Source organism: Komagataeibacter sp. FNDCR2 (assembly GCF_021295395.1).
Classification (GTDB): Bacteria; Pseudomonadota; Alphaproteobacteria; order Acetobacterales; family Acetobacteraceae; genus Komagataeibacter.
Genome location: NZ_JAIWOU010000001.1, coordinates 1139451 through 1166084 on the forward strand (window position 1 = coordinate 1139451; position 26634 = coordinate 1166084).

Below are 26634 nucleotides of genomic sequence, written 5' to 3' on the forward strand. Positions count from 1 at the left end.
GGCATGGCCGTCCCTTCCCCCGGTTCCACGCGTCCCCCCCGCCGGTTGAAAAAGCGCCAGCGCCCCCGCGTGCGCGGCCTGTCCTTCAACCGCATGATCCCGAACCTCATGACCATGCTGGGCCTGTGCGCGGGCCTGACCGGCATGCGATTCGGGCTGGAAGGGCGGTTTGGCAATGCTGCGGCCGCACTCCTGATCGCCGCGTGCATCGACGGGCTGGACGGCCGTATCGCGCGCCTGCTGCGCGGCACCAGCCGGTTCGGGGCGGAGTTCGACAGCCTGTCGGACTTCCTGTGCTTCGGCGTTGCGCCCGCTTTCGTGCTGTACCTGTGGGCCCTGCATGAAGGGGGGCGGTTTGGCTACATTCCGTGCATCATGTTCACGGTGTGCATGGCGCTCCGCCTGGCGCGCTTCAACGCCAGCCTTGATGATGACGCGGACCAGCCCAAATACGCCAGCAGCTTCTTTACCGGCGTTCCCGCCCCGGCCGGGGCCGGTCTCGCGCTGTTCCCGCTATTCCTGGGGCTGGAGGCGCAGCACCTGCACTGGGAGTGGCTGTACAACCTGACCCGCATGCCCATACTGCCCGCGCTGACACTGGGGGGCACGGCCTTCCTGCTCGTCTCCACGCTGCCGGTATGGTCGTTCAAGAACTTCAAGGTCCCCGCCCCCATGATCCTGCCCACCATGCTGGGCACGGGGGCCTATGCCGCCATTCTGGTGGCCGAACCCTGGGGCGCGCTGGCGGCGGCGGGCGTCATCTATATCCTGCTCCTGCCGATCAGCCGCATGAGCTTCCATCGCCTGCGCCGTGAGGCCGAGGCGCTGCAGGAAAGTGACGAGCCCACGCCCGCCACGCCAGGCTGAACGGGAACCACCCTCTAGGCGCTCTCATCGCCACCATCACGCGCCTGCCAGCCTGTCAGGGCCGCCAGTATGTCTTCCGGCGTGGGCGGGCAGCCCGGTAGCGAAAGGCTGGTGCGCGCATGGGCGCCCACCCCGCCCAGCGTGGCGTAATTGGGTGGGAACAGTCCGCCATCGACCGCGCAGTCCCCCACCACGGCAAGGACACGCGGCCCCGGCATGGCCTGCCACGCCATTTCCACCACGGGGGCCATCTCCACCGTCAGGCTGCCCGTCAGCAGCAGCATTCCGGCCTGTCGGGGGGTAGCGACAAAGCGCACCGCACCGGAGGCCGCGACAAGTCCACGCCCGAGCGCACGCAGTTCAAGCGCGCAGCCCGTGCATCCACCCGTTTCCACATGGAAAATGTCCAGCGGCGCCATACGGGGCAATGCCGCGCCGCGCCGCCGGAACAGATGCATATACGCCATCACCCGCCCCTACAGATCCGCGCCCGCCGCCGATAGCCCGAGCGAGGTCAGGACCAGCGTGACATCGTCATACATCGCCCCGGACAGAATATCGGGCAACGCCTGTACGTGCGCAAGCGCGGGGTCGCCACACCACCATGCGGCAATACGCCCGCCATCCAGCCGCAGCCAGTGCCAGACCGGCCCATTCGGTCCTTCCGCACAGCCAAGACCTTCTCCCGCCCCGTAATCGGGCACGGGGGGAAACGGCGGCATCGGGGCACCACCTGACGCGGCCAGTATATGCGCGCTTTCCCCGATCTCATGCAGGCGAATGGCAAGGCGGCTGGCGACATCGCCGTCCGTCCGGACATGGTCCGCCAGACATTCCGGGCGGGCGGGGGGCATGCTCCGCCGCGCATCCGCCTCGATACCACTGGCCCGCGCCACGCAGCCTGCGATGCCCCATCGGCGCGCGACGGGAGCGGCCAGAATTCCCCTGCCTGCCGCCCGCATGGCCAGTCCGCGCGGACGGTGGAAAAGGCGCGTCAGTTCCTCGCTCCCGTCATGCAGCGACTCCGCCAGTCCCGCCGCCAGCACCGGGTCATGCACCGCGCCCGGCGCAGGCGGCAGTACGTCGAACAGGAAGCGCCTGCCGCATAAATCACGACAGGCCTGCCGCACCTGCCCCAGCAGCGACGCGGCAAGGGTGGCAAAACGTGCATCGGCCCCTATATCGGCAGCCTGCGTCAAAACCTCCAGATGGGAGGCGACGCGTTCCAGTTCGCTCAGGAACGTGGCCGTATTGCCTTGCCCCTCTGCCCTGTTTCCCACAGCCTGTGCCAGCGCCTGGGCGAAGGCGGACTGATGGGCGACACTTGCCGCCGCATCAATCCGGGCGACCAGTCGCGCGCCCTCCATCGGCGTGCGGCCCCGCATACGTGCGCACAGGCCCCGATGGGCATAGCCCATACGGACCGAAACCGTTCCGATCCGCGCGCCCGGCAGGCCCAGCCGCAGATAAAGCGGGGCCTGAAACCCGCCATCCGCCGGACCATGACCCAGCATGACGCCACCCGCCCCGCGCACAACCGCGCCATCCGCGAACTCCACCCCCTCCGGCGGGGTGGGAGCCGGGGGCGGGCGTTCGCGCAGCGGCCACGTAACCGGCCAGTGGCCCTGATCCAGCCAGGGCGCGCCACCCTGCGCGCCCATGGCTTCGATGCCCCACAAATCCCGGATAATGCGTTCATACGCGTCCGCCCCGGCCCGGACAGGCGACAGGGCCTGATAACGCCCCTCCGGCACGGTGACGCTGGCAATCAGCGGCCTGCCTCCCTCCATGAACAGGGCATGGACCTGCGCCCCGTCGGTCCACAGGCCAGACAGCGGCAGAGATGCATGGCGCAGCCCCTCCACCATGTCGCGCCATGAATCGGGTGTAAGCACGAACCGTTCAGCGCACGCGGTCCGTGCCCCTGCCCGGATAAGGGCGCATACCTCGCGCGTCATGGCTGGACCATGCCCCTGTACGCCACGATGGCGAGCACCATGCAGCCAAGCGCCAGCAGCAGGCCCCCCTGCCCCCGCACCGTAACCTGAACCTGCCCGCCCCCGGCAAGGAACGGCCATAACGAAACGCCCGCCAGCAGCGCCACCGGAAGGGAAGCCCGCATTTCCGCCACCAGTACAAGCACCAGCGCCATACCGGGCAGGAAGGGGGGCCATGGCGTCACGCGCCCGCCATTTTGAGGGGCCTGCCCCACGGGGGGCGGACAGGCCAGCATGAGCAGGCAGGCGGCCAGGGGCAATGCGGCCTGACCCGCAGGCAGTCCCGCCGCCATAACAGCCCAGCCACTCCAGTTCAGGGAACGCGACGCCCCGCCGGGTCGTGGCGGCAGCGACCAGAGCAGGCAGACCCCGCCAAAAAATGTCAGCACCGGTGTAAGCTGGGGCCACGACCCGGCCGCGCGCGCAATAATCGGCAGCACCATGAGCCCGTTCATGTTCCCCTCCGGCTGACCCGCCGCCGGGGGGGACAGCAGCCCGCAGGCCATGAGCAGCCCCCCCACCAGCAGGACCGCCCCGGCCTGCCCCGGCATGGGACCCCACCCGGCCCGCAGCACGAACAGCCCGCCCTGTGCCAGGATCAGCCCGCCCAGTGTCGCGCGCAACAGCCGCCACCCGTCCCGACCCGGCCCACGCGGCCCCCATGCTCCCGCCAGCCGCACGACCAGACTGATGCCGATAAACACTCCCAGCAGATCACAACGCCCCAGCGCCAGGGCAAGGGACGCATTGCCGGACAGGATGAAAGGCCGCAGCGCTTTCCACCCCGATCGGCCGCCACCCCCTCCACGGCATGTCTCCACGCACAGCGCCAGGGCGGGGCACAGCGCCATCAGCGCCTGCGCGGCATCCGCCACCGGAATATGCCCCGCCCCGCACAGCCCCAGCAGCACGAAGGCCAGCACACCGCGTGAGAGGGAAGATGCGCCGGTGGCCAGCAGGGCGGTAAGCGCCAGGACCATCCAGCCCGCCAGCAGGCTGACATAGAGCGGGAGCGACATCATACGCGCCCGCTCCCGCCGCGCTGGACGGCGGCCATGAGCATGTTCAGCCCCACGACCGCCGCGACCGCCTGCCCCATCACCAGCAGGCTACCTGCCCGCGCGCCCAGAAGCATCACACCATCCAGCCCATAGGCCAGCCCGGCGCAGAGCGCGACCGGGGCACGGGCAAGGCATGCCCCCCACACCCCGCACATGATGGCGGCAAGGCCAGCCAGCCCCGCAAGCCGGGCCGTCATGTCGGCCGGGCCATCCTGTACCATCACCTGCGCAAGCACCGCGACACACAGCAGCCCACCAGCGGGACGGACAGCCCCCCACGCGCGCCCATCCGCCGGAACCCGAGACATCTGCACCGCCAGCAGCCCGACCAGAACCGCCATGACCCCGGCCAGCACGCAGGGCACGACCCCCGGCCCCGCGTGGAAAAACCAGATGCACACGGCGGTCAGGACGGCATGCCAGACCAGCCCCCCCATCGTTCCCCCCGACCCCGCGACCGACAGGATAACCAGAACGCCAAGCAGCAGTACAAGCATGGTCAGCCCGCCCCCCGGCTTGCAAAAAGCAGCACCCCGGCCATGATGGCGCAGAGCAGCGCAAGCCCCGCCCGACCGGCTCCCCGCCACCGGCCGGGCAGGACAAGAACCCGCAGGCCGGCCACACACCCGCAGGCCAACAGCATGTGGCCAAGCCATGAACCAACCGCCACCCCGACCGGCAGCAGCCCCCATGCCCGGGCCATGGACTCCGGTTCGACTATACTTTCCGGCCAGACCAGATCCCGCGCCAGCATCATCCACGCAACCGCCAGCAGATCGCGCGCGTACTGCGCCGCCGCGCGGTCGGGACCGGCCAGATCCTCCACCATGGTTGAAAACAGGGGCGCGGATGTCGCCCCCTCATCCAGCCCGGCCAGAAGCAGCGCGCCCGCCACCAGCGCCAGCGGCACACGGATCATGTTCATGTCCGCCACATGCGCCTGGCGCACCAGCCCCACCAGCGTACCCTCGGGCAGGCACATCCCCAGCACGGCGCAGGACAGCAGCAGCACTGGCTGGATCATGACCCCGCCCACCATGGCACGCAGCCCCGCATGGCCCGGCCGGGCCAGACCCGCCGCAAGGGCCACGACCACCAGCGCCACGAACCCCGTTTCCAGCAGCCCGCCCACCGCCAGCAGGTCGGACAGATCCCCCCCCGGCATGCCAATGCAAAAGGAGGGCACAAGCAGCACCGCCCCCATTCCCGCCGCCAGCGCCAGCCATGGGGCCACCGCCGTCACCCGCGCCCCGGCCGCCGAACGCACGCCAGCCTGCCGCCATGCATGCCGCAGGGCGCGCCACCGCGCCATAGGATCGGGAGGGCGTCGCGCGCCCTCCATGGTGGCGGCCATCCAGTCGAGCAGGGCCATCCATACCGGCGCCGTCGCCACGACCAGCGCCACATGGCAGATCGCCAGCACAAGCGATACCGTCATGCCCGCCTATCCATGCCACGCAATGAACATGAGCGCGCTCACACAGGCCACCATCACCGCCACCGGGGCGGAAACCGCATGCCCGCGCCATGCTTCCACCCCACACCGCACAAGGACGGACACGCCCCGCCGCCCGCGCCGCAACAGGCGCGCATAGCCCCGTACAAACCGCAGGCGAAGGGAAGCCGCCACCACCATATCAAGCACCATGCGTGGCGGATTTCCCGGCCCGACCTGTGTCAGCGGATCACCAAACACCATCCATGGCGGCACGGCAGGCGCGCCCTGCTGCCAACTGGTGACCTGGCGCGCGGGCCGGGGCCGCAGGACATGCCGCAACCCCGCCACCATTCCCCCCGCCCCAGCCACAAGCAGGCACAGCCGGGCGGGATGGAGGCTGGCCGCTCCATCGGGCGAAGCCAGCATGATGTTCCGGATCGCGGGCCAAAGCCCCCCCGCCATGCGCGGCCCGGTATTTTCCATAAGGCCCAGCCAGTATCCCGGCCAGATGGACACCAGCACGAAGGGCAGGCAGGCCAGCGCCACGCCCGCCATCTCACGCCCCTGCGGGTCACGCGCGCCCGCGCAGCGTGGCGTGCGTGGCCGCCCGCACAGCATGACGGCCACGACCCGCACAAGGGCCAGCATGCGGATCGCCCATCCCGCCCCCAGCGCCCCAAGGGCCAGCAGCAGCGGCAGGTCGCCCGCCAGTCCGCCCGCATGCGGCATGGCCGCCAGCAGGTGCGCCAGCATCCAGATAATGGAAAAACCCAGCAGCGGCGGCAGGCCGCTTTCCGCCAGCAGCCCGAGGGCGAAAACCCCGCACAGACGGGGCATGAGCATGCCAAGCCCCCCCAGGCGGCACAGCATGAGCGCGCCTGCCTCACGCTCCATGACAGCCACGGCGCACGCCATGAACACCCAGACCAGCAACGACCCCGCGACCAGCATGAGCGTCCGGCTGGCGCATACGGCCATGGCGGGCAGGTCATCGGCCCGCGCCAGCACCATAAGCCCCGCAACCACCACCACCAGCGCCCCGGTACCTTCCATAAGCCCGCCCATGACCCTGCGGGCATCCATGGCGCACAGGGAACGCCACGAGGCCATTGCGTACAACACGCAGCCCGCCCCGATCAGGAGAGCACCCCAGCGGATGTCGATCCCCCGCCCATCCGCCAGCAGGTGCGTCCACAAGGCCATGCCCGCGATCAGCCCGGCAATATCACCCGTCCGGAACGGGCGCAGCCCGCGCGCGGCCACGCGCGGGGAAAGGGACAGCCCCAGCAGGCCGCGTGTCGCAACCCAGCACAGGCAGGGCAGCAGGTTCGCGCCCATGCCCGGGCTGGCGGGCGCGCCCGCCAGAAGCAGGAGGCCGATCATGTCGGATGCCTGCCGCGCGGGCCTGGCGTCCTCACGCGCCAGCAGCACCCACCCCGCCCCCATGCAGGACAGGACGCTCCCCCCCGTTACCGCAAGGGCCGCCCCGGCACAGGCCACGAGATCACGCCGGTCCGGAGCCGCAAGCCCCACCAGCCCCAGCGGCAGGAGCAGGGCCACACCCCCCGATGGTGCGAAAAAGTCCGGCCACCGCACCACGCCGCCCGGCAGGGTGCCCCCACACGACACGATCACCGCCAGAAGGCCGACAATCCCCCATCCCCCCCGGATACACACCACCTGCCGGGGCAGGCGGAGCGGAAGGGCGCAGGACAGCCCGACCAGCAGCACGGTAGCGACAAGGAGGACAGGAATGACGGTGGCCCTTCAATCGCCGGGGGAAACCGGACGGGTCAGATCATGGCCAGCGGCTCCTTGCGGCGCGGCGGCGCGATGGCTCCATCAATCTCCGCCAGATCATCACGCGTCAAGGTGATCTCCTGTGCCGCGAAGTTTTCGCGCTGATGTTTCGGGCTGCCCGCCTTGGGAATCGCCAGCACATCGGGTTGCCGCAGCACCCATGCAAGCGCCACCTGCGCCGGGGTGGCCGGGCCGAGCGATGTCGTATGCCGCTGCGCGACGCGCGCCAGAACCGGCGCGCGCAACAGCTCGCCCCCCTGCCCCAGCGGGGAATAGGCCATGCTCACCACGCCCGCCGCGCGGTCATGGTCCAGCAGGTCGAACTCCACACCCCGGTAATCGAGACTGTACAGCACCTGGTTGGCGGCGCATGGCGTGGGCGAGCGGATGCTTTCCACCGCGCGCATGCCGTCCGTATCGAAATTGGAAACGCCCCAGCTCCGGATCAGCCCGGCATCCACCAGATCCGCGAATCCGGCGATGGTTTCCTCCAGCGGGAAACTGCCTTCCCAATGCAGCAGGTACAGATCGAGCCAATCGGTGCCCAGCCGTTTCAGCGAGGCCTCGCATGCCCTGCGCACCCCGCTGTGAGACGCGTTGGAGGGCAGGACCTTGCTGACAAGGAACACGTCATCGCGCAGGTCCCTGATCGCCTCGCCCACCAGTTTCTCGGACCGGCCGGAGCCGTACATTTCCGCCGTGTCCACCACGCGGATACCGGCCTCGAGCCCCGCGCGGATGCTTGTGATCTCATCAGCGCGGCGGCTGTCGTCATCCCCCATGTTCCATGTGCCCATGCCCAGGGCGGGCACCTGTGTACCATTGGGGAAAATAACCGTCTTCATCAGCAAACCTGCCTTTCGTCCATGCCGCGCGGCCTGTGGCCGGCCCGCGCGGGGGTGACTATTTCCGACGCGCCCACCCCTTGGGCTGCTGCTGCCAGTAGCTCAGCTCATGCCCGCCCTCACGCCCCGCCAGCCAGCGGCGGCGCGCGGCGGCGACGGCGGCCTCATCATGGCCATCGAACAGGTCGAACACCCGCGTGAACGCCGCAAGGTCCGCGGCCTCCACCCCATCGAGCAGGAAGAGGAACAGCGCCCCGTTGGGCACATCCGCGCCCGCGGTCAGCCAGATGGGCTGCCATGGCCCGTGCCCCATGGCCTGCGTGCCGTGGGGCAGCCATAGCGGGTCGGTGGCGCGCCATAGCCCGTCATCAAGTTCCTGAACCCGCTCGGCCGTCGCGCAGCGCACGACCGCGCGCTGGCCCGCCGCCAGGGTGCGGCCCAGCAGCGCGGGCAGGACTTCCAGCGCCGGGGAACGCGTCAGGTGATAGAAGCCGATCTGCGCCATGGAGTTCCCTGTTCTGTCCTGACCTGCCACGCGGGGCAGGTATCACCCCTCGTAATACGTGCCGACCATGCGGTCGAGCAGCCGCACGCCAAAGCCCGTCGCCCCCTTGGGTGCGTGCGATGTCGCCTTGGTGGTGAACGCCACCCCCGCGATGTCCAGATGCGCCCATGGCACCTCGTTCACGAAGCATTCAAGGAACTTCGCCGCCGTGATCGACCCGCCGGGACGCCCGCCGATGTTCTTGAGATCTGCAATATCGGAGCGCAGGCGTTCAAGGTAGGCGGCGTCCAGCGGCATGCGCCACAGCTTCTCCCCCGTCGCCTCGCCCGTGCCGGACAGGTTGGCGGCCAGTTCATCACTGTTCGAGAACAGGCCCGCGCGCTCATGGCCAAGGCCGACCACGATCGCCCCCGTCAGCGTGGCGAGATCGACCATGAGACGCGGGCTGAAACGGTCCTGCGTGTACCACAGCACATCCGCCAGCACGAGCCGGCCTTCCGCATCGGTATTGAGCACTTCCACCGTCTGGCCCGCGGCGGTGCGCACCACATCGCCCGGGCGCTGGGCATTGCCGGACAGCATGTTCTCCACCAGCCCCACCACGCCCACGGCGTTGACCTTCGCCTTGCGTCCGGCCAGCGCCGCCATGGTGCCGACCACGGCGGCCGCACCCGCCATGTCGGTCTTCATTTCCTCCATGCCGGCTGCGGGCTTAATCGAGATGCCGCCCGAATCAAACGTCACGCCCTTGCCCACGAACGCGACCGGGGCGTCCCCTTCCGCGCCGCCATTCCAGCGCATGATGACCGTGCGCGGCGGGGCGTCGCTGCCCTGCGCCACGCCCAGCAGCGCGCCGAAACCCAGTTCCTCCATGGCGGCGCGGTCCAGCACCTCGACCGTCACACCCAGATCGCGCAGGGCGAGGATACGCTGCTCGAATTCGGGCGGGCGGAGTTTGTTGGCCGGTTCGGACACCAGATCGCGGCACAGGTAGATACCCCGCGCCACCGCGCCCAGCGGCGTCCATGCCGCCCGCGCCGCCGCCGGATCGGTGGTGGCGACGCCCAGCGCCGTGAGTCGCTCCGGCTCCCCCTTGCGCGGCTCGGTGCGATACGAATCGAAGCGGTACGCCCCCAGCACCGCCCCCAGCGCCACATGGGCGGCCAGTTCCGGCGCAAGGGCGTCGGCCACGATCACACCCGTGGTCCCCCCGGCGGCCAGCGCGCGCGCCGCCGCCACGCCCGCCTTTTCAGCCACGGTGGCGTCAAGCGCCTGCGCATCGCCCAGCCCCACCAGGACCACGCGGTCATACCCCGCGCCCGGCGCCAGGACGACGCAGGTCTTCGACGCCTCGAAATCGAATCTGGCGGCCTTCGCCGCACGCTCCAGCGCCCCGTCCAGCGTGGTGTTCACGGTGGCGAACAGGCCGGCGGGGGATGTGCCGGATGTGGCAAGAATGGCGATCGCGCCGCCGTGGGGCGCAGTGGCGTCGGAAAAGGCGATGTCGAGCATATGGATCACGGGGCTCCGCTACGAAGGTTTTGGACGGACAGGATAAATTCCCTTGCCAGCCAGGCATGGCCATGACCGGAATATCCGTATCCGGAGCCATCATGACCGATAAGGGCATGACGGCGCGGCATGAGTAAGCTAATGCGAACAGCATGAATACACCATCCATACCCGTATATGAGGACGGATTCCTTCTGGATCTGGCCCTGCGCCTGGCCGATGAGGCCGCCGAGCTGATCCGCGCCATCCGCGCACGCGGGTTCGAGACCCGGATCAAGACCGACAGTTCCCCCGTGACGGAAGCCGACCACGCGGCGGAGGTTCATATCCTCAAGGGCCTGCGCGCCCACGCCCCGGCCATACCCGTGGTGGCGGAGGAGGAAATGGCCGCCGGCATCCACATTGATACGGGTAGCGAGTTCTGGCTGGTGGACCCGCTGGATGGCACACGCGAATTCGCCGCCGGGCGCGATGATTTTACCGTCAATATCGGCCTGGTGCGCCATGGCCGCCCGGTTCTGGGCGCGGTGGCGCTGCCCGCCTACCACCAGCTTTACGGCGCGGGCGCGGGGCGCGGGGCGGTACGCATCGACGCCAGCGGCGAACAGGCCATCCATGTCCGCCGCCCCCCGGCGGAAGGGCTGACGGTACTGGCCTCGCGCCATCATGCCGATGACGCGCGCCTGCGGGACTTCCTGGGTGGGCACGCGATCGCGCATCTGGGCAATATCGGCTCGGCCGCCAAGTTCATTCGCGTGGCCGAGGGCGTGGCCGACCTCTACCCCCGCCTTGGCCCCACCATGGAATGGGACACCGCCGCCCCGCAGGCGATCGTGGAAGCCGCCGGTGGCAGCATTACCACCATGGATGGCGCGCCGCTGGGCTATGGCAAGCCGGGCTGGCGCAACCCGCATTTCCTGTGTCGCGGCGCGACATAACCGCCCGGTCCCATGAACACACAACTGCTGCACGACGACCCGCAGGGTATCGAGACCGCCGCCGCCATCCTGCGCGCGGGCGGCCTCGTCGCGTTCGGGACGGAAACGGTGTACGGGCTGGGGGCGGATGCAGGCAATGACCGGGCGGTCAGCGCGATCTACACCGCCAAGGGCCGGCCGGGCATCAACCCGCTGATCAGCCATTTCGCCAGCGCGGATGCCGCCTTTACGCAGGTGGTGGCCACCCCGCTGGCCCACGCGCTGGCCGAACGGTTCTGGCCCGGCCCGCTCACACTTGTCCTGCCGCGCGCGCCTGCGTGCACCATTTCCCCCATCGCCACGGCGGGGCTGGCCACCGCGGCGGTGCGCGTGCCCGCAGGGCGCACCATCCATGCCCTGCTCGCGGCCTGCGGCTTTCCGGTGGTTGCCCCTTCGGCCAATCCATCGGGGGGGGTCAGCCCGTCGGACGCGGGGCATGTGCTGGCGGGGCTGGACGGGCGCATTGACGCCGTGCTGGATTGCGGGCCGTGCACTGTCGGAGTGGAAAGCACCATACTGGATCTGGGCGGCGCGCGCCCGGTGCTGCTGCGCCCCGGCGGCATCACGCTTGAAATGCTTGAAGATGCCTGCGGCATGCCGATCACCGCCATGGCGGGCAGCGATGATGCCCGCCCCAGCGCGCCGGGGCAGCTTTCCTCGCACTACGCGCCGGGGCTGCCGGTCCGGCTGGATGCGCAGACGGTCGCCGCCGATGAGGCGCTGCTGGCCTTCGGCCCCGAACTGGCGGGCAGCGGGCTGGTGTGGAACCTGAGCCCGCGCGGCGATTTGCACGAAGCGGCGGCGCGCCTCTTCGCGGGGCTGCGGTTTCTTGATATGGAGGGACACCGCCGGGGGCTGGTCAGGATCGCAGTACAGCATGTGCCCGGGCACGGGCTGGGCCGCGCGATCCGTGACCGGCTGATCCGCGCCGCCAGTCCGCGTTCCTAATGGTTATAACCGCATGATCCGACCCCGGTGCCATACATGAGCAACACAATCGATCCCAAGGAACTGAAAATCCTGTCGGATATCCTTGCACTTGTGCTGGAGGACCATGCGGGCCAGTCGGAAAACGCGCTGGCGGCCATTCGCGCGCGGGCCAGGAAAAACCAGGTCACGGGCGGGGCGCTGAAAAACCTGTTCTCCGCCATAGCCCCCAACCCGCCGCCCAAGGCGGCACCCAAGCCACGCGCGCCGCGCACCACCCGGACCAGCACGGCGGCGGCCAAGGAAATACAGGACTCGCACGCCCGCATTTCCATGCTGACGGACAGCATCCGCAAGCTCGACCTGGAACTGCGCGACAGCCGCGCCCATAACGCGGCCCTGCGTTCGGAACTGTACCAGACGCAGCAGGCCCGCGCCGAAACGCAGGTCGCGCTGTCCATCGTGCAGAAACAGACCCGCCAGCCCACACGCCGTTCGGGCCTGCTGGTGGCGATCGCGCTGGGGCTGCTGACCGGCGTCGCCCTGACCGAAGCATGGCACACGCTTGTATCGAGCAGCCCGGCGCAGGCCAGCGCCGCCTACCCGCCAGTGCACCATGGCGGGCAGGCGTGGCTCCTGCCCCCGCCCCATTCCCCCCATCATTCCGGAAATATGCTGTCATGACCGCATCCCCCTCACCCACACTGGCACGGCATGACCTGATCGCCCGCTTTACGGACATAGTGGGGCCGACCGGCATCCTGACCGAAGCAGTGGATACGGCCCCCTTCTGCACCGACTGGCGCGACCTGTACCATGGCCGCGTGCTGGCCGTGCTGCGCCCCGCCGATACCGAGGCGCTGGCCCGGATCGTGCGCCTGTGCGTGGAACACGACGTGCCCATGGTGCCGCAGGGCGGCAATACCAGCATGGTGGGAGGGGCGACACCCGACGGCAGCGGGCGCGAGGTTGTCATCTGCCTGTCGCGCATGAACCGTATCCGCAACATCGACCCCCATGACCTGACCATGGAGGTGGAAGCCGGCGTTACGCTGAAGGCGGCGCAGGAAGCCGCGTGGGAGGCAGGATTCATGCTGCCGCTGTCCATCTCGTCCGAAGGGTCGGCGCAGATCGGGGGCGTGCTGGCCACCAATGCGGGGGGCAACAACACGCTGCGCTACGGCAATGCGCGGGAACTGGTTCTCGGCCTTGAGGCGGTCATGCCCGATGGCGGCGTGTTCCACGGGCTGCGCCGCCTGCGCAAGGACAATACCGGCTACGCGCTGCGGCAGTTGCTGGTGGGTTCGGAGGGGACGCTCGGCTTCATCACCACCGCGATCATGCAGCTCTACCCCCAGCCGCGCGAAATCGTGGCCACCCTGTGCGCGGTGGAGGACGCCAGCGCGGCGCTGAAGCTGCTGGGCCTGCTGCGCGGGCGCGACCCCGCGCTGGTGCAGGCGTTCGAGTTCATGTCCGGCACGGGCATGGATCTGGTGACCAGCCTCATTCCCGCAGCCCCCCTGCCGCTGGAGGAACGCGCCCCCGCCTACGTGCTGGTCGAGCTGGCCACGCCGCGCCCGGATGCGGAACTGCGCGAATACGCGGAGGACCTGCTGGGCACCGCGCTGGAGGACGGACTCATCACCGACGCCGTCATCGCCGAAAGCGAGGGCCAGCGCGCGGGGCTGTGGAAACTGCGCGAGGAACATGCCGAAGCCCAGCGCCGCGCGGGCGCGAGCGTGAAGAACGACGTGTCCGTGCCCGTCAGCCACGTGCCCGAACTGATCACGCGCGCGACGGCCGCGTGCGAGGCGCTGATACCGGGCATCCGCCCCGCGCCGTTCGGCCATATGGGCGATGGCAACATCCACTTCAACCTCGTACAGCCCGAAGGCATGGCGCCGGAGGCCTTTCTGGCCCGCAGCCATGACATCATGGACACCGTGGCCGCGATCGTGAAGGAACTGGATGGCTCCTTCTCCGCCGAGCACGGGGTGGGCCAGCTCAAGCCCTACATGATGCCCGCATGGCGCGGCGGCGCGGAACTGGCCGCCATGCGCCACATCAAGGCCGCGCTTGACCCGCGCAACCTCATGAACCCCGGCAAGGTCCTGCCCCCCGCCACACAGGACGCATGACGCCACGGGCCGTGGCATGTAACGGACTGTTTGCACACCCATGCGCGGGGGGATCACCCCTTTTGCCCCGGCGGGAACGGGGCTAGACAGGGGCATGCCTGTCGTCCGCCCCGTTCCTGACCGCCTTGCGCCACGCCTGTCGATTCTGGACCGCTATGTCCTGCGCCAGCTCCTGCTGGCGCTTGTGGCCAGCACCGGCGCGCTGGCGACCCTGATCTGGCTGACCCAGTCCCTGCATTTCGTGTCGCTGGTGGTGGGCCGGGGGCTTTCGCTGCGTGTGTTCCTGGAACTGACCAGCCTGCTGATTCCCTCCTTCGTCGCGGTCATCCTGCCGATCACGACCTTCGTGGTGGTGCAGTTCATCTACCAGCGCCTCGGCACGGACCGGGAACTGACCGTGATGCAGGCGGCCGGGCTGTCCCCGCTCATGATGGCGCGGCCGGGGCTGTTATGCGCGACCATCGCCACGGGGCTGTGCCTGGTCCTGAATGTCTGGATCGTGCCGGTTTCCTACCATGCCTTCCGGCAGTACGAATTCCAGATCCGCAACCGCATGGCCGCCTTCCTGATACAGGACGGGGTCTTTACGCAGGTTTCGGACAACATGACCGTCTATATCCGCGACCGCGCCAAGGACGGCACGCTGCGCGGCATCATGGTGGAAGATGACTGCACCCCCGGCGCCGAAGCCACCATACTGGCGGAAGAAGGCAATCTGGTCATAAACGACGAACAGCCCCATGTGGTCCTGTTCAACGGTTCACGACAGGAGATCGACAGCCATACCGGGCGGCTCAACGTGCTGACCTTCGCACGCAACACCATCGACCTGTCCAGCCCGCACGGGTCGCATACCCGCCTGCCCGACGCCAACGAACTGTCGATCGCGCAGCTTCTGCACCCGGACATGCGCCAGTATTCCCGCCGCGATGAAAGCAAGATGTTCATCGAGGCCTGGCGCAGGCTCAGCACGCCGTTCTGCGCGTTTTCCTTCGCCATGATCGGACTGGTGGGGGCGATGGGCGGCAACTATTCCCGGCAGGCCAGCATCCTGCGCCCCGTGCTGGCCATACTGGCCATCGTGGCCGTGCAGGCGCTGACGCTGCTGGTGCAGAACCTGGCGTCGCGCAACCTGCACCTCATGCCGCTTATGTGGATCTGCACGCTGGGGCCGGGCATGATCTGCGCCTTTTTCCTGTTCGTGCCCGAATTCCGCGCGGACCGGGAGCCCCTGTCCCGCGTGGGCAGTCCGCGCGCATGAGGCCCGCCTTCACCCTGTCGGTCTATATCGCCCGGCAGTTCACCTTCGCCACGCTGGCCGTGATCTCCTTCCTGACCGGGCTGATCACGATGTTCGACTTCATCGACCTGCTGCGTCGTGTCTCGACCCGGCCCAACGTGCCCACGTCGCTGGTCAGCCAGATCGCGCTGCTGCACGTGCCCTTCGCCTGTCTTGAAATCCTGCCCTTTGGCGTGCTGCTGGGCGGTATCATCTGCTTCTGGCGGCTTGCGCGCTCATCCGAACTGGTGGTGGCGCGGGCGGCGGGCATCTCGGCATGGCAGTTCCTGGCGGGGCCGGTGATCTGCGCGGTGCTGATCGGGGCGACGGCGACGACGTGCATCTCGCCCCTGTCCTCCGTCATGTACCGCCGGGCGGAGGCGCTGGACCGGCAGTACCTGCGCGATAACAACGGCAAGTCGCTCAACCTGAGTGGGGGCACCCTGTGGCTGCGGCAGGGCGATAACGGGCTGGTGGACCATGGGGTGGACATCATCCATGCCCGGCGGGTCAGGCTTAGCGGGGGCGTGCTGCGCCTTGGCGCCATCACCATCTTCCGCATGGGCCCCGATGACGGGCTGATTACCCGGCTGGAGGCCGAAAACGGCTATCTGGGCAAGGGGCGGTGGATCCTGAACGCGACGCGCCAGCTCCGCCCCGACGAACTGCCCGAGGACATGGGACACGTCACCCTGCCCGCCGACCTGACGCTGGCGGGGGTGGAGGAGAGTTTCGCTTCGCCTGATACGCTGTCGGTCTGGGCGCTGCCGGGGTTCATCCGCCAGCTCAACCGCTCCGGCTTTTCCACCATCCGCCACCGGCTGCATTTCCAGACCCTGCTGACCCTGCCGGTGCTGTCGGGCACCATGGCGCTGGTGGCGGCGGGATTTTCCATGCGGCCCGCCCGGCGGGGCGGGGTCATACGCATGATCAGCTTTGGCGTGGCGGCCGGTTTCGCGCTGTTCGCCATATCCAAGATCGCGGCGCAGTTTGGTGAAACCGGGGCCCTTCCCCCCCTTCTGGCCGCGTGGGCCCCGACGGGGGCCGGGCTTTGTCTTGCGGTCACGCTACTTCTTCATCTAGAGGACGGTTAATGTCCCGTCCCCGTCCCCTCCCGCGCGCGCCGTCACCGCTACGGCCCAGCGCCGCCACGCGGCGGCTTCCGCGCGGGATGCTGCTTTGCGCGACCATGTGGGGCGGGATCGTGCTGGGGCTGGGGGCGCAGCTCCAGTCGGCCCGCGCGGACGCGCCAAAACGCAGCATGCCCATCCATGCCCCCAAAAGCCAGCCACAGGCGCCAGTACTGTTTTCGGGCACGGTGTCCAATACCGACCCGATGACCTTTCAGGCCGATCATGTTTCCTATGACAGCAGGAACGGCATCGCGACATGGACCGGCAATGTCCAGATCTGGCAGAATGACCAGATCATGCGGGCGGACAAGGTCATATACGACCGCAACACCGGCATTGCTTCCGCCCGTGGCAACGTGGCGATGGTGGAGCCGGACGGGACCGTGCTGTTCACGGATTATGCCGAACTGAGCAACGGCATGCGCGACGGCATCATGACGCGCATGTACGCCCAGATGTACGATAACGCCCGGCTGGCGGCGAACGGCGTGCGCCGCACGGGCGGCAAGGTGAGCGACCTGACCCGCGTGGTCTATACCGCGTGCGAGATCTGCGCCCGCCACCCCGAGCGCGCGCCCTTCTGGCAGATACGCGCCTATGACGCCACGCATGACATGCAGCACAAGCGTCTGGAATTCCGGGATGCGTTCGTGGATTTCTTCGGGGTGCCGATCTTCTACCTGCCCACCTTCTCCATGACCGACCCGTCCGTACGGCGGCAGAGCGGCTTTCTCACTCCCGGCTTCACGCCCCATAACCGTTACCTGGGCACGTATGTCACCATTCCCTATTACTGGGTGCTGGACAAACAGTCGGACATTACGCTGGAGGGATTGTTCTCCACCCGCACCGGCCCGCAGCTAAGCGCGAACTACCGCCGCTATTTCCGCAATGCGCGCCTCAACATCAACGCCGGCATCGCGTATGACACGCATCATGACATAAGCTACACCAACACCTTCGGCCAGCAGGTCGAAAGTGCGGACAACCATGGCGTGCAGGGCTATTTCTTCGGGAACGGCCAGGTCTCGCTCAACAAGACATGGCGCGCGGGCGCGAACATACGCTGGGCCAGTTCGCCCAACTACATGCGCGACTACCGCGTGACCGGCTACGGGCAGGACACGCTCAATTCCAACATCTACCTGGAAGGCTTCGGCACGGGCTCGTATTCGCGCATCGATGGCGAGGCGTATCAGGGCCTCAATCAGGGCGTCATCCACAACCATGACCTGCCATGGGTCCTGCCACGCTATACCTACAGCTATTTCGGCAGGCCCGACGCCTGGGGCGGGCGGTTCAGTCTGGATACGACGGACTTTTATGTCTACCGCAACAATGGCACGTCTGACCAGCGCGGGCAGCTCTCGCTCAACTGGGACCGGCCGTTCCATAACAAGCTGGGCCAGATCTGGGATCTGACGCTGCATGTCGAATCCGCCATTCACCGCGCCACCGAACTCAACCAGCAGCCCAATTACGCCGGCACCACGCGCACGCAGGTGGAAGGCCAGGTCCTGCCCACCATCGGGATGAAAATGAACTGGCCGTTCCTGCGCAGCTTCAACCACAATACCGGCACCCAGATCCTTGAACCGATCGTGCAGTTCCTGGCGGCCCCCAACACGGGCAACAGTTCATCCAGCAACATCCCCAACGAAGACAGCCTGACCTACGAATTCACGGACTCGACGCTGTTCGCCATCAACCGCTATCCGGGCACCGACCGGCTTGACGGGGGGCTGCGCGCCAATGTCGGCCTGCACAACAACTGGACATGGAACGGCCACCAGATCGACATGCTGATTGGCGAGAGCTTTCAGGAGCATGTCGATCATAACCGCATCCCCTATTCCGGCCTGAGCCATCACCTGTCGGATGTGGTGATGGGCACGCACATGGTGCCCAACCAGTTCTTCGACTTCGACGGCAAGATGCGGCTCGACCCCTATGCGGGCAAGGTTGACTTCGGCGATGCGCTGGGCAGCGCGGGGTTCCGGCATTTCCGCGTGACGGGTGGCTACCTGTTCGAGCCGGTGACGCCATATTACTATTATGCCGAAAGGTCATATTCCAACACGCCGCCCGCCATCTATTACAAGCCTGTCAGCGAACTGACGGTGGGCGCCGCCTCCAACTGGGACCACTGGCATCTGGCGGCCTATCTGCGCCGGAGCCTGTCGCGTAATGAAAGCGTATCGGTTGGTGGCGACGCCGGATTCCAGAATGACTGCTTCGGGCTGGATGTCATGTACCTCAAACAGTACACCACGATTGGTGGCCAACAGAGCAATTCGACCGTAATGTTCTCCCTTACGTTCAAAACCATCGGTACATTTGGTATGAATGGCTGACCTGATGCGTGAAAGACCGAGCCGGATGTCCTTCTTCCCCGCCACCCGTGGCGTCACCCCCCTTCCCGCACCGCGCCGTGGCCGCGCGCTGGCGCTCGCCCTGCTGGCAGGGATGGCGCTGGCGGGGCATGGAACGGATGCCGCCGCCCGCACGCCCCGCTCCATTGCCGAGCAGGCGCAGGCGGCGGAAGATCAGGACGCCATCATCGCCACCGTCAACGGTTCGGTGCTGACCAAGCGCGATGTCGATACGCGCGGGCGCCTGTTCGCCCTGTCGTCGGGCCTTGATGTCAGCGATGACATCATGCAGCGCCTGCGCCCGCAGATCGTGCGCCAGTTGATCGACGAACGGCTGCGCATGCAGGAAATGCTCGACCGCCACATCAACGTGCCGATCAAGCAGATCGCGGATGCCATATCCGGCATCGAACAGCGCAACGGCATGCCGGAAAACACGCTGCGCAACAAGCTGGCGGAAGATGGCGTGTCCCTGACCACGCTGATCGACCAGATCCGCGTGCAGCTTGGCTGGACGCAGGTACTCCGGCAGGAAACGGGCGAGCGCGGCCGCATTACCGCAGCCGAGATCGAACAGCGCGCGGCGGCGCTGAAGCGCGAGGACGGCAAGCCGGAATACATGATCAGCGAAATATTCGTGCCCGTTGAAGACCCGCGCCATACGGAAAACGAACTGAAATTCACCGAAACCATCATTCAGGAACTGCGTGAGGGCGCGCCGTTCCCCATCGTGGCCGCGCAGTTCTCACAGGGGCAGAGCGCGCTGGATGGCGGCATGATGGGCTGGATGCAGGAAGACGGGCTGGACCCGCAGGTTGTCGAAGTGGCGCGGCAGATGCCTGATGGCGCCATTTCCAACCCCATCCGCGTGGCGGGTGGCTACGTGATCGCCACCATCGCCGAACGGCGCACGGTGGGCCACCAGATGGCCACCATCATCTCCATGCGGCAGGCTTTCTTCCCCTTCGACGTTCCGCTCGATCCCGAAAACCCGACGGACCAGCAGAAGGCGGCGCTCGATCAGGCCACAAGCTTTTCCACCACCGTCAAGACCTGCGACCAGATGGAAGAGCAGAACAAGAAGCTGGGGGAAAAACACCCGAGCGACCCGGGCGAGCTGATGCTGAACCGGCTCAACCCCCGCATGCGTGAGGTCATCGAACCCCTCGCCCCCGGCCAGGCCAGCCACCCGCTGGTGTCACAGGACGGGATCGTGCTGCTGATGGTCTGCACGCGGGAAGAACGCAACATCGCCATCCAGACCCCCAGCGAAATTGCCGATCACCTGCTGAACGAACGTGTGGAACAGACATCGCGGCAGCTCAACCGTGACCTCAAGCGCCGCGCGATCATCGACATGCGTTCAAAGTCCTGATCCGGGCATGACCATACCGGAACGGCCGCAGGGCCTTGAACCACTGCGCGAGACCATTGCGCGGCACGGGCTGGACGCGCGCAAGGCGCTGGGCCAGCATTTCCTTCTCGATCCGGGCATTACCGCACGCATCGCCTCCCTTGCGGGTGACCTGTCCGGGCAGCATGTGGTGGAAGTCGGCCCCGGACCGGGGGGGCTGACCCGCGCGCTGCTGGATACGGACGCCACCAGCATCATCGCGGTGGAGGTGGACACAAGGGCCGTCGCCGTCATTTCGGAACTGGCGGCGCAGGCTCCCAACCGGCTGCGCGTGATCGAGGCCGACGCCATGCGCCGTGACCTGAGCACGCTATGCCCCCCGCCACGGCAGATCATCGCGAACCTGCCCTACAATGTCGGCACGCCGCTGCTTGTGGGCTGGCTGCGGCAGGCCAGCGCGTGGACGCGGCTGACACTCATGTTCCAGCAGGAAGTGGCCGAACGCATATGCGCGGCCCCCGGTTCCAGCCATTACGGGCGGCTGGGCGTGCTGGCGCAGTGGACCTGCCGCTGTGGCATGCTCATGCATATTCCGCCGGGGGCGTTTTCCCCCCCGCCCAAGGTCCATTCGGCCGTGGTGGGGCTGATCCCCCATGCCGAACAGCCCGATGCGGCCCTGTTCCGCGCGATGGAGCGGATTACGGCGGCGGCCTTTGGCCAACGGCGCAAGATGCTGCGCGGCGCGCTGAAATCCGTGGGGGGCGAGGCCCTGCTGTCCGAAGCCGGGATCGAGGGCAGCCGCCGGGCGGAAACACTGGAAATTGCGGAATTCGATCGTCTGGCCCGCATTCATGCCCATAATGCGGCCGCCCCGTAAAACGCGCTGGCTGCGCTGTCGCGGCGTGGGGTGGGCATGGGCTGCTGGCCCATCATGTAGTCGCGCGTCAGCGGCACGGCATCGATCTCACGCGTAAGCTGCAACTGGAAGTTCAGGTGCCCCTGCACGCGAAAGGCCAGTTCGGACACCACCAGATAGAACTCGAACATACGGCAGAAACGCGCATCATAAAGCCGGGCGATCAGATCCCGCCGCGCCGCGAACCGGCTGCGCCAGTGGGCGATGGTCCGGGCGTAATGCAGCCGCCAGATCTCGCAATCCGTCATCCATAATCCGGCGCGTTCCACAGCACCTACCGCCTCGCTCACCGCCGGGGAATAGCCACCGGGAAAGATGTAGCGGTCAATCCATGGATTGGTCACGCCCGGCCCCTCCACCCGCCCGATGGAATGCAGCACCATGACGCCCCCGGGCTTCAGGGCCTGGCGCATGGCGTCAAAGAACAGTCCGTAATGGGCTACGCCCACATGCTCGAACATGCCGATGGAAATGATCCGGTCGTACTGCCCCGCCACCGCGCGGTAATCCAGCAGGTCGAAGTTGACCCGTCCCTCCAGCCCGGCTTCCCGCGCGCGCTGGCGTGCGATGTGCAACTGCTCCACCGACAGGGTGATGCCGGTCACCCGCGCCCCGTAATCGCGCGCCAGTGTCAGGGCCATGCCCCCCCACCCGCACCCGATATCCAGAACGCTCATGCCGGGATGTATCAGGTGCAGCTTGGCGGCAAGATGATGTTTCTTGGCGGATTGCGCCTGTTCCAGCGTTTCATTACCCGTGGGAAAGTAACCGCAGGAATACTGCATGTCCTCATCAAGAAAAAGCCGGTAAAGTCCGCTGTCCAGATCGTAATGATGCGCGACGTTGCGTTGCGCGCGCCGCAGGGTGTTATTCTGCAGCCATGCCCGCGCCATATAGCGCAGGGAGGAGAAAAAACGCTCCCCCGCCGGGCTGCGCTCCATCACATTGAGCATGAGTACATGCAGCAGGTCATAAAGCGTGCAGTCCACCGGCTGGAGGTCGCCCGCCATATAGGCTTCCCCCACCTTTAGCGCCGGGTCGAGCAGCAGGGCGCGGGCGGTGGCGGGGCTGGCGATCCACATGGCGGCGCGGGGACCGGCCCGGCCGGTATAGACCCGCCTGTCACCACCTGGATAATAGACCTCCAGCCGCCCCATGGTAATGAAATGCATGAAGGCCCGGTCCAGCAGTACAGATGCCATTGACCTTCTCCCCTTGCCCGACCCCTCCACAGGCGCAACGCACCAGCCCCGAAAACGGCGAAAGCCCGGAAGAGTTTCCTCTTCCGGGCTTCCGTACCCCCGTCCGCCCCTGCGGGCGGCGTATCTGATCGCTCAGACGGCGGGCGCTTCCTCAATGGCGGTTTCTTCCGAAACCTCACCTTCGGTCACGACACCTTCATCGGCCACGGTCGGTTCATCGTCACGCTCGGCGCCGATTTCCTCACCGCGGGCCTGACGCTCCGCTTCTTCCTCGGAACGGGCGACATTCACGGTCACCTGCATCGCCACTTCCGGGTGCAGGGCGACGCGCACGTCATACAGGCCAAGCTGCTTGATCGGCTCGGGCAGGATGACCTGGTTGCGGGTAATGGTCAGACCCGCCTTGGTCGCCGCCTCGGCAATGTCACGGGTGGTGACGGAGCCATACAGGCTGCCGCTGTCGCCGGCCTGACGGATCAGGATGACGGACAGGCCGTGCATCCGCTCGGACAGGCGCTCGGCCTCCTCGCGGTTCTTGAGGTTCTGGGCCTCAAGCTGCACGCGCTCACGCTCGAAACGCTCGCGGTTATGTGCGTTGGCGCGGATCGCCTTGCCCTGGGGCAGCAGGAAGTTACGGGCATAACCCGGCTTCACCGTGACGATCTCGCCCATCTGGCCCAGCTTCTCGACGCGCTGGAGCAGAATGAGTTCTACTGCGGACATATTCCTGCCTCCCTCAGCTTACAATGTAGGGCAGCAAGGCCAGGAAACGGGCGCGCTTGATGGCCTGGGCCAGTTCGCGCTGCTTCTTGGCGGAGACTGCCGTGATGCGGCTGGGAACGATCTTGCCACGCTCGGACAGGAAGCGGCTCAGCAGGCGCACGTCCTTGTAGTCGATCTTCGGCGCGTTGGGGCCGGAGAACGGGCAGGACTTGCGACGACGGTAGAAGGGACGACGCGCGCCAACCGCAACGCGGCGGGCGGCGGGATTGATCTCGGTAGATTCGGACATCAGCTCTTACTCCGCTTCGGCGCTGACGCGCTGCTGTTCTTCACGCTCGTTACGGGCGCGGAACTCCTCGCGGTCATCGAAACTGCGGCGGGGACGGCCGCTTTCGAACCGGCCCGTGGGCTTGGGCCCACGGAAGCCACGCTCACGCTCATCGCCCTTGCGCGACAGGATGACGGACGGCGCCTCGTCAATCTCGTCCACACGCAGGGTCAGCACGCGCAGCACGTCTTCGTTCAGGCCGAGCTGGCGCTCGATTTCCTTGATGGCGGCGGGAGACGCGTCAAGACCCAGAAGCATGTAATGCCCCTTGCGGTTCTTCTTGATACGGTAGGCCAGCGTGCGCAGGCCCCAGTATTCGCGCTTCTTTACGGAGCCGGACTCCGCCTCAAGCTGGGTCGCGATGCCATCGGCAACGGCTTCGACCTGCTGCTGCGACACGTCATTACGTGCGATCAGCACGATTTCATACAACGGCATTGGTACTCCCTTCGGATCACTTCAACCCCGCATGCACGGACACGGTCCGCCATGTTGCCCCAAGGGCGCGGGTATAGCCGGGTATGATGCCACACACCCGGCAGGGAAGGAGCGGGTTGAACCACAAACCCGGCCATTAGACAAGGAAAAAGTACACACCCCACCCATCGGCCCGCGCGGGTTCAGGCCACCCGCAGCCGGGCGGGCAGCGGCAGGCCCAGCGTATCGGGGATGGCCCAGATCTCATTGATGGTCCGGACCTTGCGAAAGCCCGCGCGCAGATAGGTCGGCAGCGCGCGCGGATGGTCGGCCGAACAGGTATTGACCCGTACCGCCGCGGGCCGGGCCTGCCAGGCGCGCGCGACCATCTGGTGCAGGAAGACACGCCCGATCCCGCGCCCGATCCATGCGGGCAGCAGGCCGAAATAGGCGATGTTCACATCCGGCCCGTGCCGGCTGTCCAGTTCGCAGAACCCGGCGGGCACGCTGCCATCATAGAGTACATGCACGCCAATGCCGGGGCTGGACAGCAGGCCGGCAAGCTGCGTGTCCGGCATGACCCGGCGCAGCCACCAGCAGTAATCCCGACCGACCGCATCATACAGCCCACGATACCAGCCCACATCGGGCCGCGTGACCTGCCGGATCCCATAACCCACTGGCAGGGCGGGTGGCTGCGCGGGCGGCGGGCGGTCCATGCACAGGAACGTAATCTCCACCCCGATCCGTGTTCCACCGCCGTCCGGTTCATCCCGTACGGCGGCACATGGAACCTCAGTTATCATCAAGGAACGAGCGCAGCTTGCGGCTTCGGCTGGGGTGCTTGAGCTTGCGCAGCGCCTTGGCCTCGATCTGGCGGATACGTTCACGGGTCACGTTGAACTGCTGGCCGACTTCCTCAAGCGTATGGTCGGTATTCATGCCGATGCCAAAGCGCATGCGCAGCACGCGTTCCTCACGCGGGGTAAGGGACGACAGCACCCGCGTCGTGGCTTCGCGCAGGTTGGTCTGGATGGCGGCGTCAAGCGGGATGACCGCCGTCTTGTCCTCGATGAAATCACCAAGATGGCTGTCTTCCTCATCCCCGATCGGGGTTTCGAGGGAGATCGGCTCCTTGGCGATCTTGAGTACCTTGCGCACCTTTTCCAGCGGCATGCCCAGCTTTTCGGCCAGTTCCTCTGGCGCGGGTTCGCGCCCGATCTCATGCAGCATCTGGCGCGAGGTGCGGACCAGCTTGTTGATCGTCTCGATCATGTGGACCGGAATGCGGATGGTCCGCGCCTGATCCGCGATGGAACGGGTAATGGCCTGGCGGATCCACCATGTGGCGTAGGTGGAGAATTTGTAGCCACGGCGATATTCGAATTTGTCCACCGCCTTCATCAGGCCGATATTGCCTTCCTGAATCAGGTCAAGGAACTGAAGGCCGCGATTGGTGTATTTCTTGGCGATCGAGATCACCAGCCGCAGGTTGGCCTCGATCATTTCCTTCTTGGCGCGCGCCGAATCACGCTCCCCGCGCGATACGGTGGCATAGACGCGACGGAACTCACCCACCGGCAGGCCGGTTTCCTGTGTCAGTTCGGCAACCTGGTTGCGCAGGCGCACCACGGTCTCGCCATGCTTGGCGATGAAGTTCTTCCACGACTTGCCGGGCAGGGCGGAGGCCATGTCCATCCAGCCGGGATCGAGTTCGCGGCCGCGATATTTCAGCAGGAAGTCATCGCGCGAGACGCGCGTGCTTTCCGCCAGCCGCAGCATGCGCCCTTCCAGCCCGTTCAGGCGCTGGAATATCTCCTTCAGGTGCTCGACCAGCACCTCGATCCGGGCATTATGCAGATGAACCTGCTGCACCTTACCCACCAGTTCCAGGCGGAGCTGCTCGTAGCGGCTTTCATCCTCGGCGGAGATATCCGCGCCGGCGGTGAATTTTTCCAGCCGTTCGGCCTGCACCTTGTGCAGCGCCGCGTACAGGGCCTCGACTTCCTGGAACTGCTCAAGGATTTCAGGCTTCAGCTTTTCTTCCAGCGCGGACAGCGACAGGCCGGCGCCTTCGCCCTCCCCTTCGCCCTCGCCATCGGTTTCCTCAGGCTCGTCGTTTTCGGCGCTCTCCCCGCCATCAAAGGCGTCCTCGCCCTCGGTGGATTCAGCGGGGTCGTTGCCGCCGGACTGCATGGCCTCCAGATCGACGATGTCGCGCAACAGCATCTCACCGGCCTTGAGCCGTTCATGCCACGAAATGATGGCGCGGAAGGTCAGCGGGCTTTCGCACAGGCCGCCGATCATCTCGTCGCGACCGGCCTCGATGCGCTTGGCGATCGCGATCTCGCCCTCACGCGAGAGCAGTTCGACCGAGCCCATTTCGCGCAGGTACATCCGCACCGGGTCATCGGTCCGGCCCAGGCTTTCGGTATCGACATTACCGGCGGAGGCTTCCTCGGTCTCGCTTTCCTCCTCCTCGGTGCTGTCCTCGCTTTTGGCTTCGGCGGCGGGGGCGGCCTCGGTGTCGTCGTTATCCTCGTTCTCGACAACCTGCATGCCCATTTCCGACAGCGCGGCCATCACGTCCTCGATCTGCTCGGAAGACATCTGATCCTGCGGCAGGACGGCGTTCAGTTCGTCAAAAGTGATGTAACCGCGTTCCTTGCCGCGGGCGATCAGTTTCTTGACGGCGCCGGACCGGGTGTCCAGCAGGGTTGTATCGTTGTCCTGATCCCCTGAAGCCGTGTCCGTACCCGTGGCTGTCTTTGTCGCCATGCCCGATCAATCCCCACCAGCAAATCCGTTTACGCGCGCGTGCCCAACCTGCCCGCACACAGTTG

General features: G+C 66.9%; 25 protein-coding genes. 10 read left to right on the top strand and 15 right to left on the bottom strand.

Features of this window, described 5'->3' with window-relative positions; all coding sequences use genetic code 11:
* The first annotated feature begins 3 nt into the window (after window positions 1–3).
* On the top strand, window positions 4–867 hold the full coding sequence (locus LDL28_RS05435; protein ID WP_370636238.1) for a phosphatidylcholine/phosphatidylserine synthase: 864 nt from the start codon (window positions 4–6) through the stop codon (window positions 865–867).
* Window positions 868–881: 14 nt separating this feature from the next.
* Here the strand turns inward: LDL28_RS05435 and LDL28_RS05440 are convergent, their stop codons facing one another.
* The 9 genes from LDL28_RS05440 to LDL28_RS05480 all read right to left on the bottom strand — a co-directional run bounded on the left by LDL28_RS05440 (window position 882) and on the right by LDL28_RS05480 (window position 10025).
* Window positions 882–1334 carry an NADH-quinone oxidoreductase subunit B family protein gene (locus tag LDL28_RS05440; protein ID WP_233057561.1) on the bottom strand — a complete coding sequence of 151 codons (453 nt, stop codon included), beginning with the start codon at window positions 1332–1334 and terminating at the stop codon, window positions 882–884.
* A 9-nt stretch (window positions 1335–1343) separates the two neighbouring features.
* Window positions 1344–2762 carry an NADH-quinone oxidoreductase gene (locus LDL28_RS05445; protein ID WP_233057562.1) on the bottom strand — a complete coding sequence of 473 codons (1419 nt, stop codon included), beginning with the start codon at window positions 2760–2762 and terminating at the stop codon, window positions 1344–1346.
* A 59-nt stretch (window positions 2763–2821) separates the two neighbouring features.
* Window positions 2822–3886 carry a hypothetical protein gene (locus LDL28_RS05450; RefSeq protein ID WP_233057563.1) on the bottom strand — a complete coding sequence of 355 codons (1065 nt, stop codon included), beginning with the start codon at window positions 3884–3886 and terminating at the stop codon, window positions 2822–2824.
* Window positions 3883–4422, bottom strand: a complete 540-nt coding sequence (locus tag LDL28_RS05455; RefSeq protein WP_233057564.1) for a hypothetical protein — start codon at window positions 4420–4422, stop codon at window positions 3883–3885. The genes LDL28_RS05450 and LDL28_RS05455 overlap by 4 nt, the downstream gene beginning before the upstream one ends.
* 2 nt (window positions 4423–4424) lie before the next feature.
* Entirely contained in the window at window positions 4425–5363 is a 939-nt protein-coding gene (locus LDL28_RS05460) for a hypothetical protein (RefSeq protein ID WP_233057565.1), read from the bottom strand.
* 6 nt (window positions 5364–5369) lie between these two features.
* Complete coding sequence (locus LDL28_RS05465; RefSeq protein WP_233057566.1) at window positions 5370–7094, bottom strand: hypothetical protein; 1725 nt, start codon at window positions 7092–7094, stop codon at window positions 5370–5372.
* Between the two features lie 62 nt (window positions 7095–7156).
* Complete coding sequence (locus LDL28_RS05470) at window positions 7157–8008, bottom strand: aldo/keto reductase (RefSeq protein ID WP_233057567.1); 852 nt, start codon at window positions 8006–8008, stop codon at window positions 7157–7159.
* A gap of 58 nt (window positions 8009–8066) precedes the next feature.
* On the bottom strand, window positions 8067–8513 hold the full coding sequence (locus LDL28_RS05475) for a DNA polymerase III subunit chi (RefSeq protein WP_233057568.1): 447 nt from the start codon (window positions 8511–8513) through the stop codon (window positions 8067–8069).
* 42 nt (window positions 8514–8555) lie between these two features.
* Window positions 8556–10025, bottom strand: a complete 1470-nt coding sequence (locus LDL28_RS05480; protein ID WP_233057569.1) for a leucyl aminopeptidase — start codon at window positions 10023–10025, stop codon at window positions 8556–8558.
* Between the two features lie 152 nt (window positions 10026–10177).
* Between LDL28_RS05480 and cysQ the strand changes: the two genes are divergently transcribed.
* The 9 genes from cysQ to rsmA all read left to right on the top strand — a co-directional run bounded on the left by cysQ (window position 10178) and on the right by rsmA (window position 21082).
* The gene (gene cysQ / locus LDL28_RS05485; protein ID WP_233057570.1) at window positions 10178–10963 is read left to right on the top strand and encodes a 3'(2'),5'-bisphosphate nucleotidase CysQ; all 786 of its coding nucleotides are present in this window, start codon (window positions 10178–10180) and stop codon (window positions 10961–10963) included.
* A 12-nt stretch (window positions 10964–10975) separates the two neighbouring features.
* Window positions 10976–11950, top strand: coding sequence for an L-threonylcarbamoyladenylate synthase (locus LDL28_RS05490; protein ID WP_233057571.1), 975 nt, complete (start codon window positions 10976–10978; stop codon window positions 11948–11950).
* A gap of 36 nt (window positions 11951–11986) precedes the next feature.
* The gene (locus LDL28_RS05495) at window positions 11987–12613 is read left to right on the top strand and encodes a hypothetical protein (RefSeq protein ID WP_233057572.1); all 627 of its coding nucleotides are present in this window, start codon (window positions 11987–11989) and stop codon (window positions 12611–12613) included.
* A complete protein-coding gene (locus LDL28_RS05500) occupies window positions 12610–14067 on the top strand; it encodes an FAD-binding oxidoreductase (RefSeq protein ID WP_233057573.1) in 1458 nt (485 codons plus the stop codon). Before LDL28_RS05495 ends, LDL28_RS05500 begins: the two co-directional genes overlap by 4 nt.
* A gap of 94 nt (window positions 14068–14161) precedes the next feature.
* Complete coding sequence (gene lptF / locus LDL28_RS05505) at window positions 14162–15328, top strand: LPS export ABC transporter permease LptF (RefSeq protein WP_233057574.1); 1167 nt, start codon at window positions 14162–14164, stop codon at window positions 15326–15328.
* Window positions 15325–16440 carry an LPS export ABC transporter permease LptG gene (gene lptG, locus LDL28_RS05510; RefSeq protein WP_233057575.1) on the top strand — a complete coding sequence of 372 codons (1116 nt, stop codon included), beginning with the start codon at window positions 15325–15327 and terminating at the stop codon, window positions 16438–16440. The genes lptF and lptG overlap by 4 nt, the downstream gene beginning before the upstream one ends.
* Window positions 16440–18833 (top strand): LPS-assembly protein LptD, encoded by a 2394-nt coding sequence (locus tag LDL28_RS05515; protein WP_233057576.1) that lies wholly within the window; start codon window positions 16440–16442, stop codon window positions 18831–18833. The genes lptG and LDL28_RS05515 overlap by 1 nt, the downstream gene beginning before the upstream one ends.
* A gap of 4 nt (window positions 18834–18837) precedes the next feature.
* Window positions 18838–20226 carry a peptidylprolyl isomerase gene (locus tag LDL28_RS05520; protein WP_370636239.1) on the top strand — a complete coding sequence of 463 codons (1389 nt, stop codon included), beginning with the start codon at window positions 18838–18840 and terminating at the stop codon, window positions 20224–20226.
* A gap of 7 nt (window positions 20227–20233) precedes the next feature.
* Window positions 20234–21082 carry a 16S rRNA (adenine(1518)-N(6)/adenine(1519)-N(6))-dimethyltransferase RsmA gene (gene rsmA, locus LDL28_RS05525; protein WP_233057577.1) on the top strand — a complete coding sequence of 283 codons (849 nt, stop codon included), beginning with the start codon at window positions 20234–20236 and terminating at the stop codon, window positions 21080–21082.
* Here rsmA and LDL28_RS05530 read toward each other — a convergent pair.
* The 6 genes from LDL28_RS05530 to rpoD form a co-directional block, all read right to left on the bottom strand.
* The gene (locus LDL28_RS05530) at window positions 21055–22323 is read right to left on the bottom strand and encodes a cyclopropane-fatty-acyl-phospholipid synthase family protein (protein WP_233057578.1); all 1269 of its coding nucleotides are present in this window, start codon (window positions 22321–22323) and stop codon (window positions 21055–21057) included. The two genes, rsmA and LDL28_RS05530, sit on opposite strands and share 28 nt — an antisense overlap.
* A gap of 132 nt (window positions 22324–22455) precedes the next feature.
* Window positions 22456–23046 (bottom strand): 50S ribosomal protein L9, encoded by a 591-nt coding sequence (gene rplI / locus LDL28_RS05535; RefSeq protein WP_233057579.1) that lies wholly within the window; start codon window positions 23044–23046, stop codon window positions 22456–22458.
* Between the two features lie 13 nt (window positions 23047–23059).
* Window positions 23060–23335 carry a 30S ribosomal protein S18 gene (gene rpsR, locus LDL28_RS05540; RefSeq protein ID WP_007399693.1) on the bottom strand — a complete coding sequence of 92 codons (276 nt, stop codon included), beginning with the start codon at window positions 23333–23335 and terminating at the stop codon, window positions 23060–23062.
* Window positions 23336–23341: 6 nt separating this feature from the next.
* Window positions 23342–23812: a 30S ribosomal protein S6 gene (rpsF, locus tag LDL28_RS05545; RefSeq protein ID WP_025812675.1), complete on the bottom strand. Its 471-nt coding sequence runs from the start codon at window positions 23810–23812 to the stop codon at window positions 23342–23344.
* Window positions 23813–23994: 182 nt separating this feature from the next.
* Window positions 23995–24597, bottom strand: coding sequence for a GNAT family N-acetyltransferase (locus LDL28_RS05550; RefSeq protein WP_233057580.1), 603 nt, complete (start codon window positions 24595–24597; stop codon window positions 23995–23997).
* Window positions 24587–26569, bottom strand: coding sequence for an RNA polymerase sigma factor RpoD (gene rpoD, locus LDL28_RS05555; RefSeq protein ID WP_233057581.1), 1983 nt, complete (start codon window positions 26567–26569; stop codon window positions 24587–24589). The genes LDL28_RS05550 and rpoD overlap by 11 nt, the downstream gene beginning before the upstream one ends.
* Between the last annotated feature and the right edge of the window lie 65 nt (window positions 26570–26634).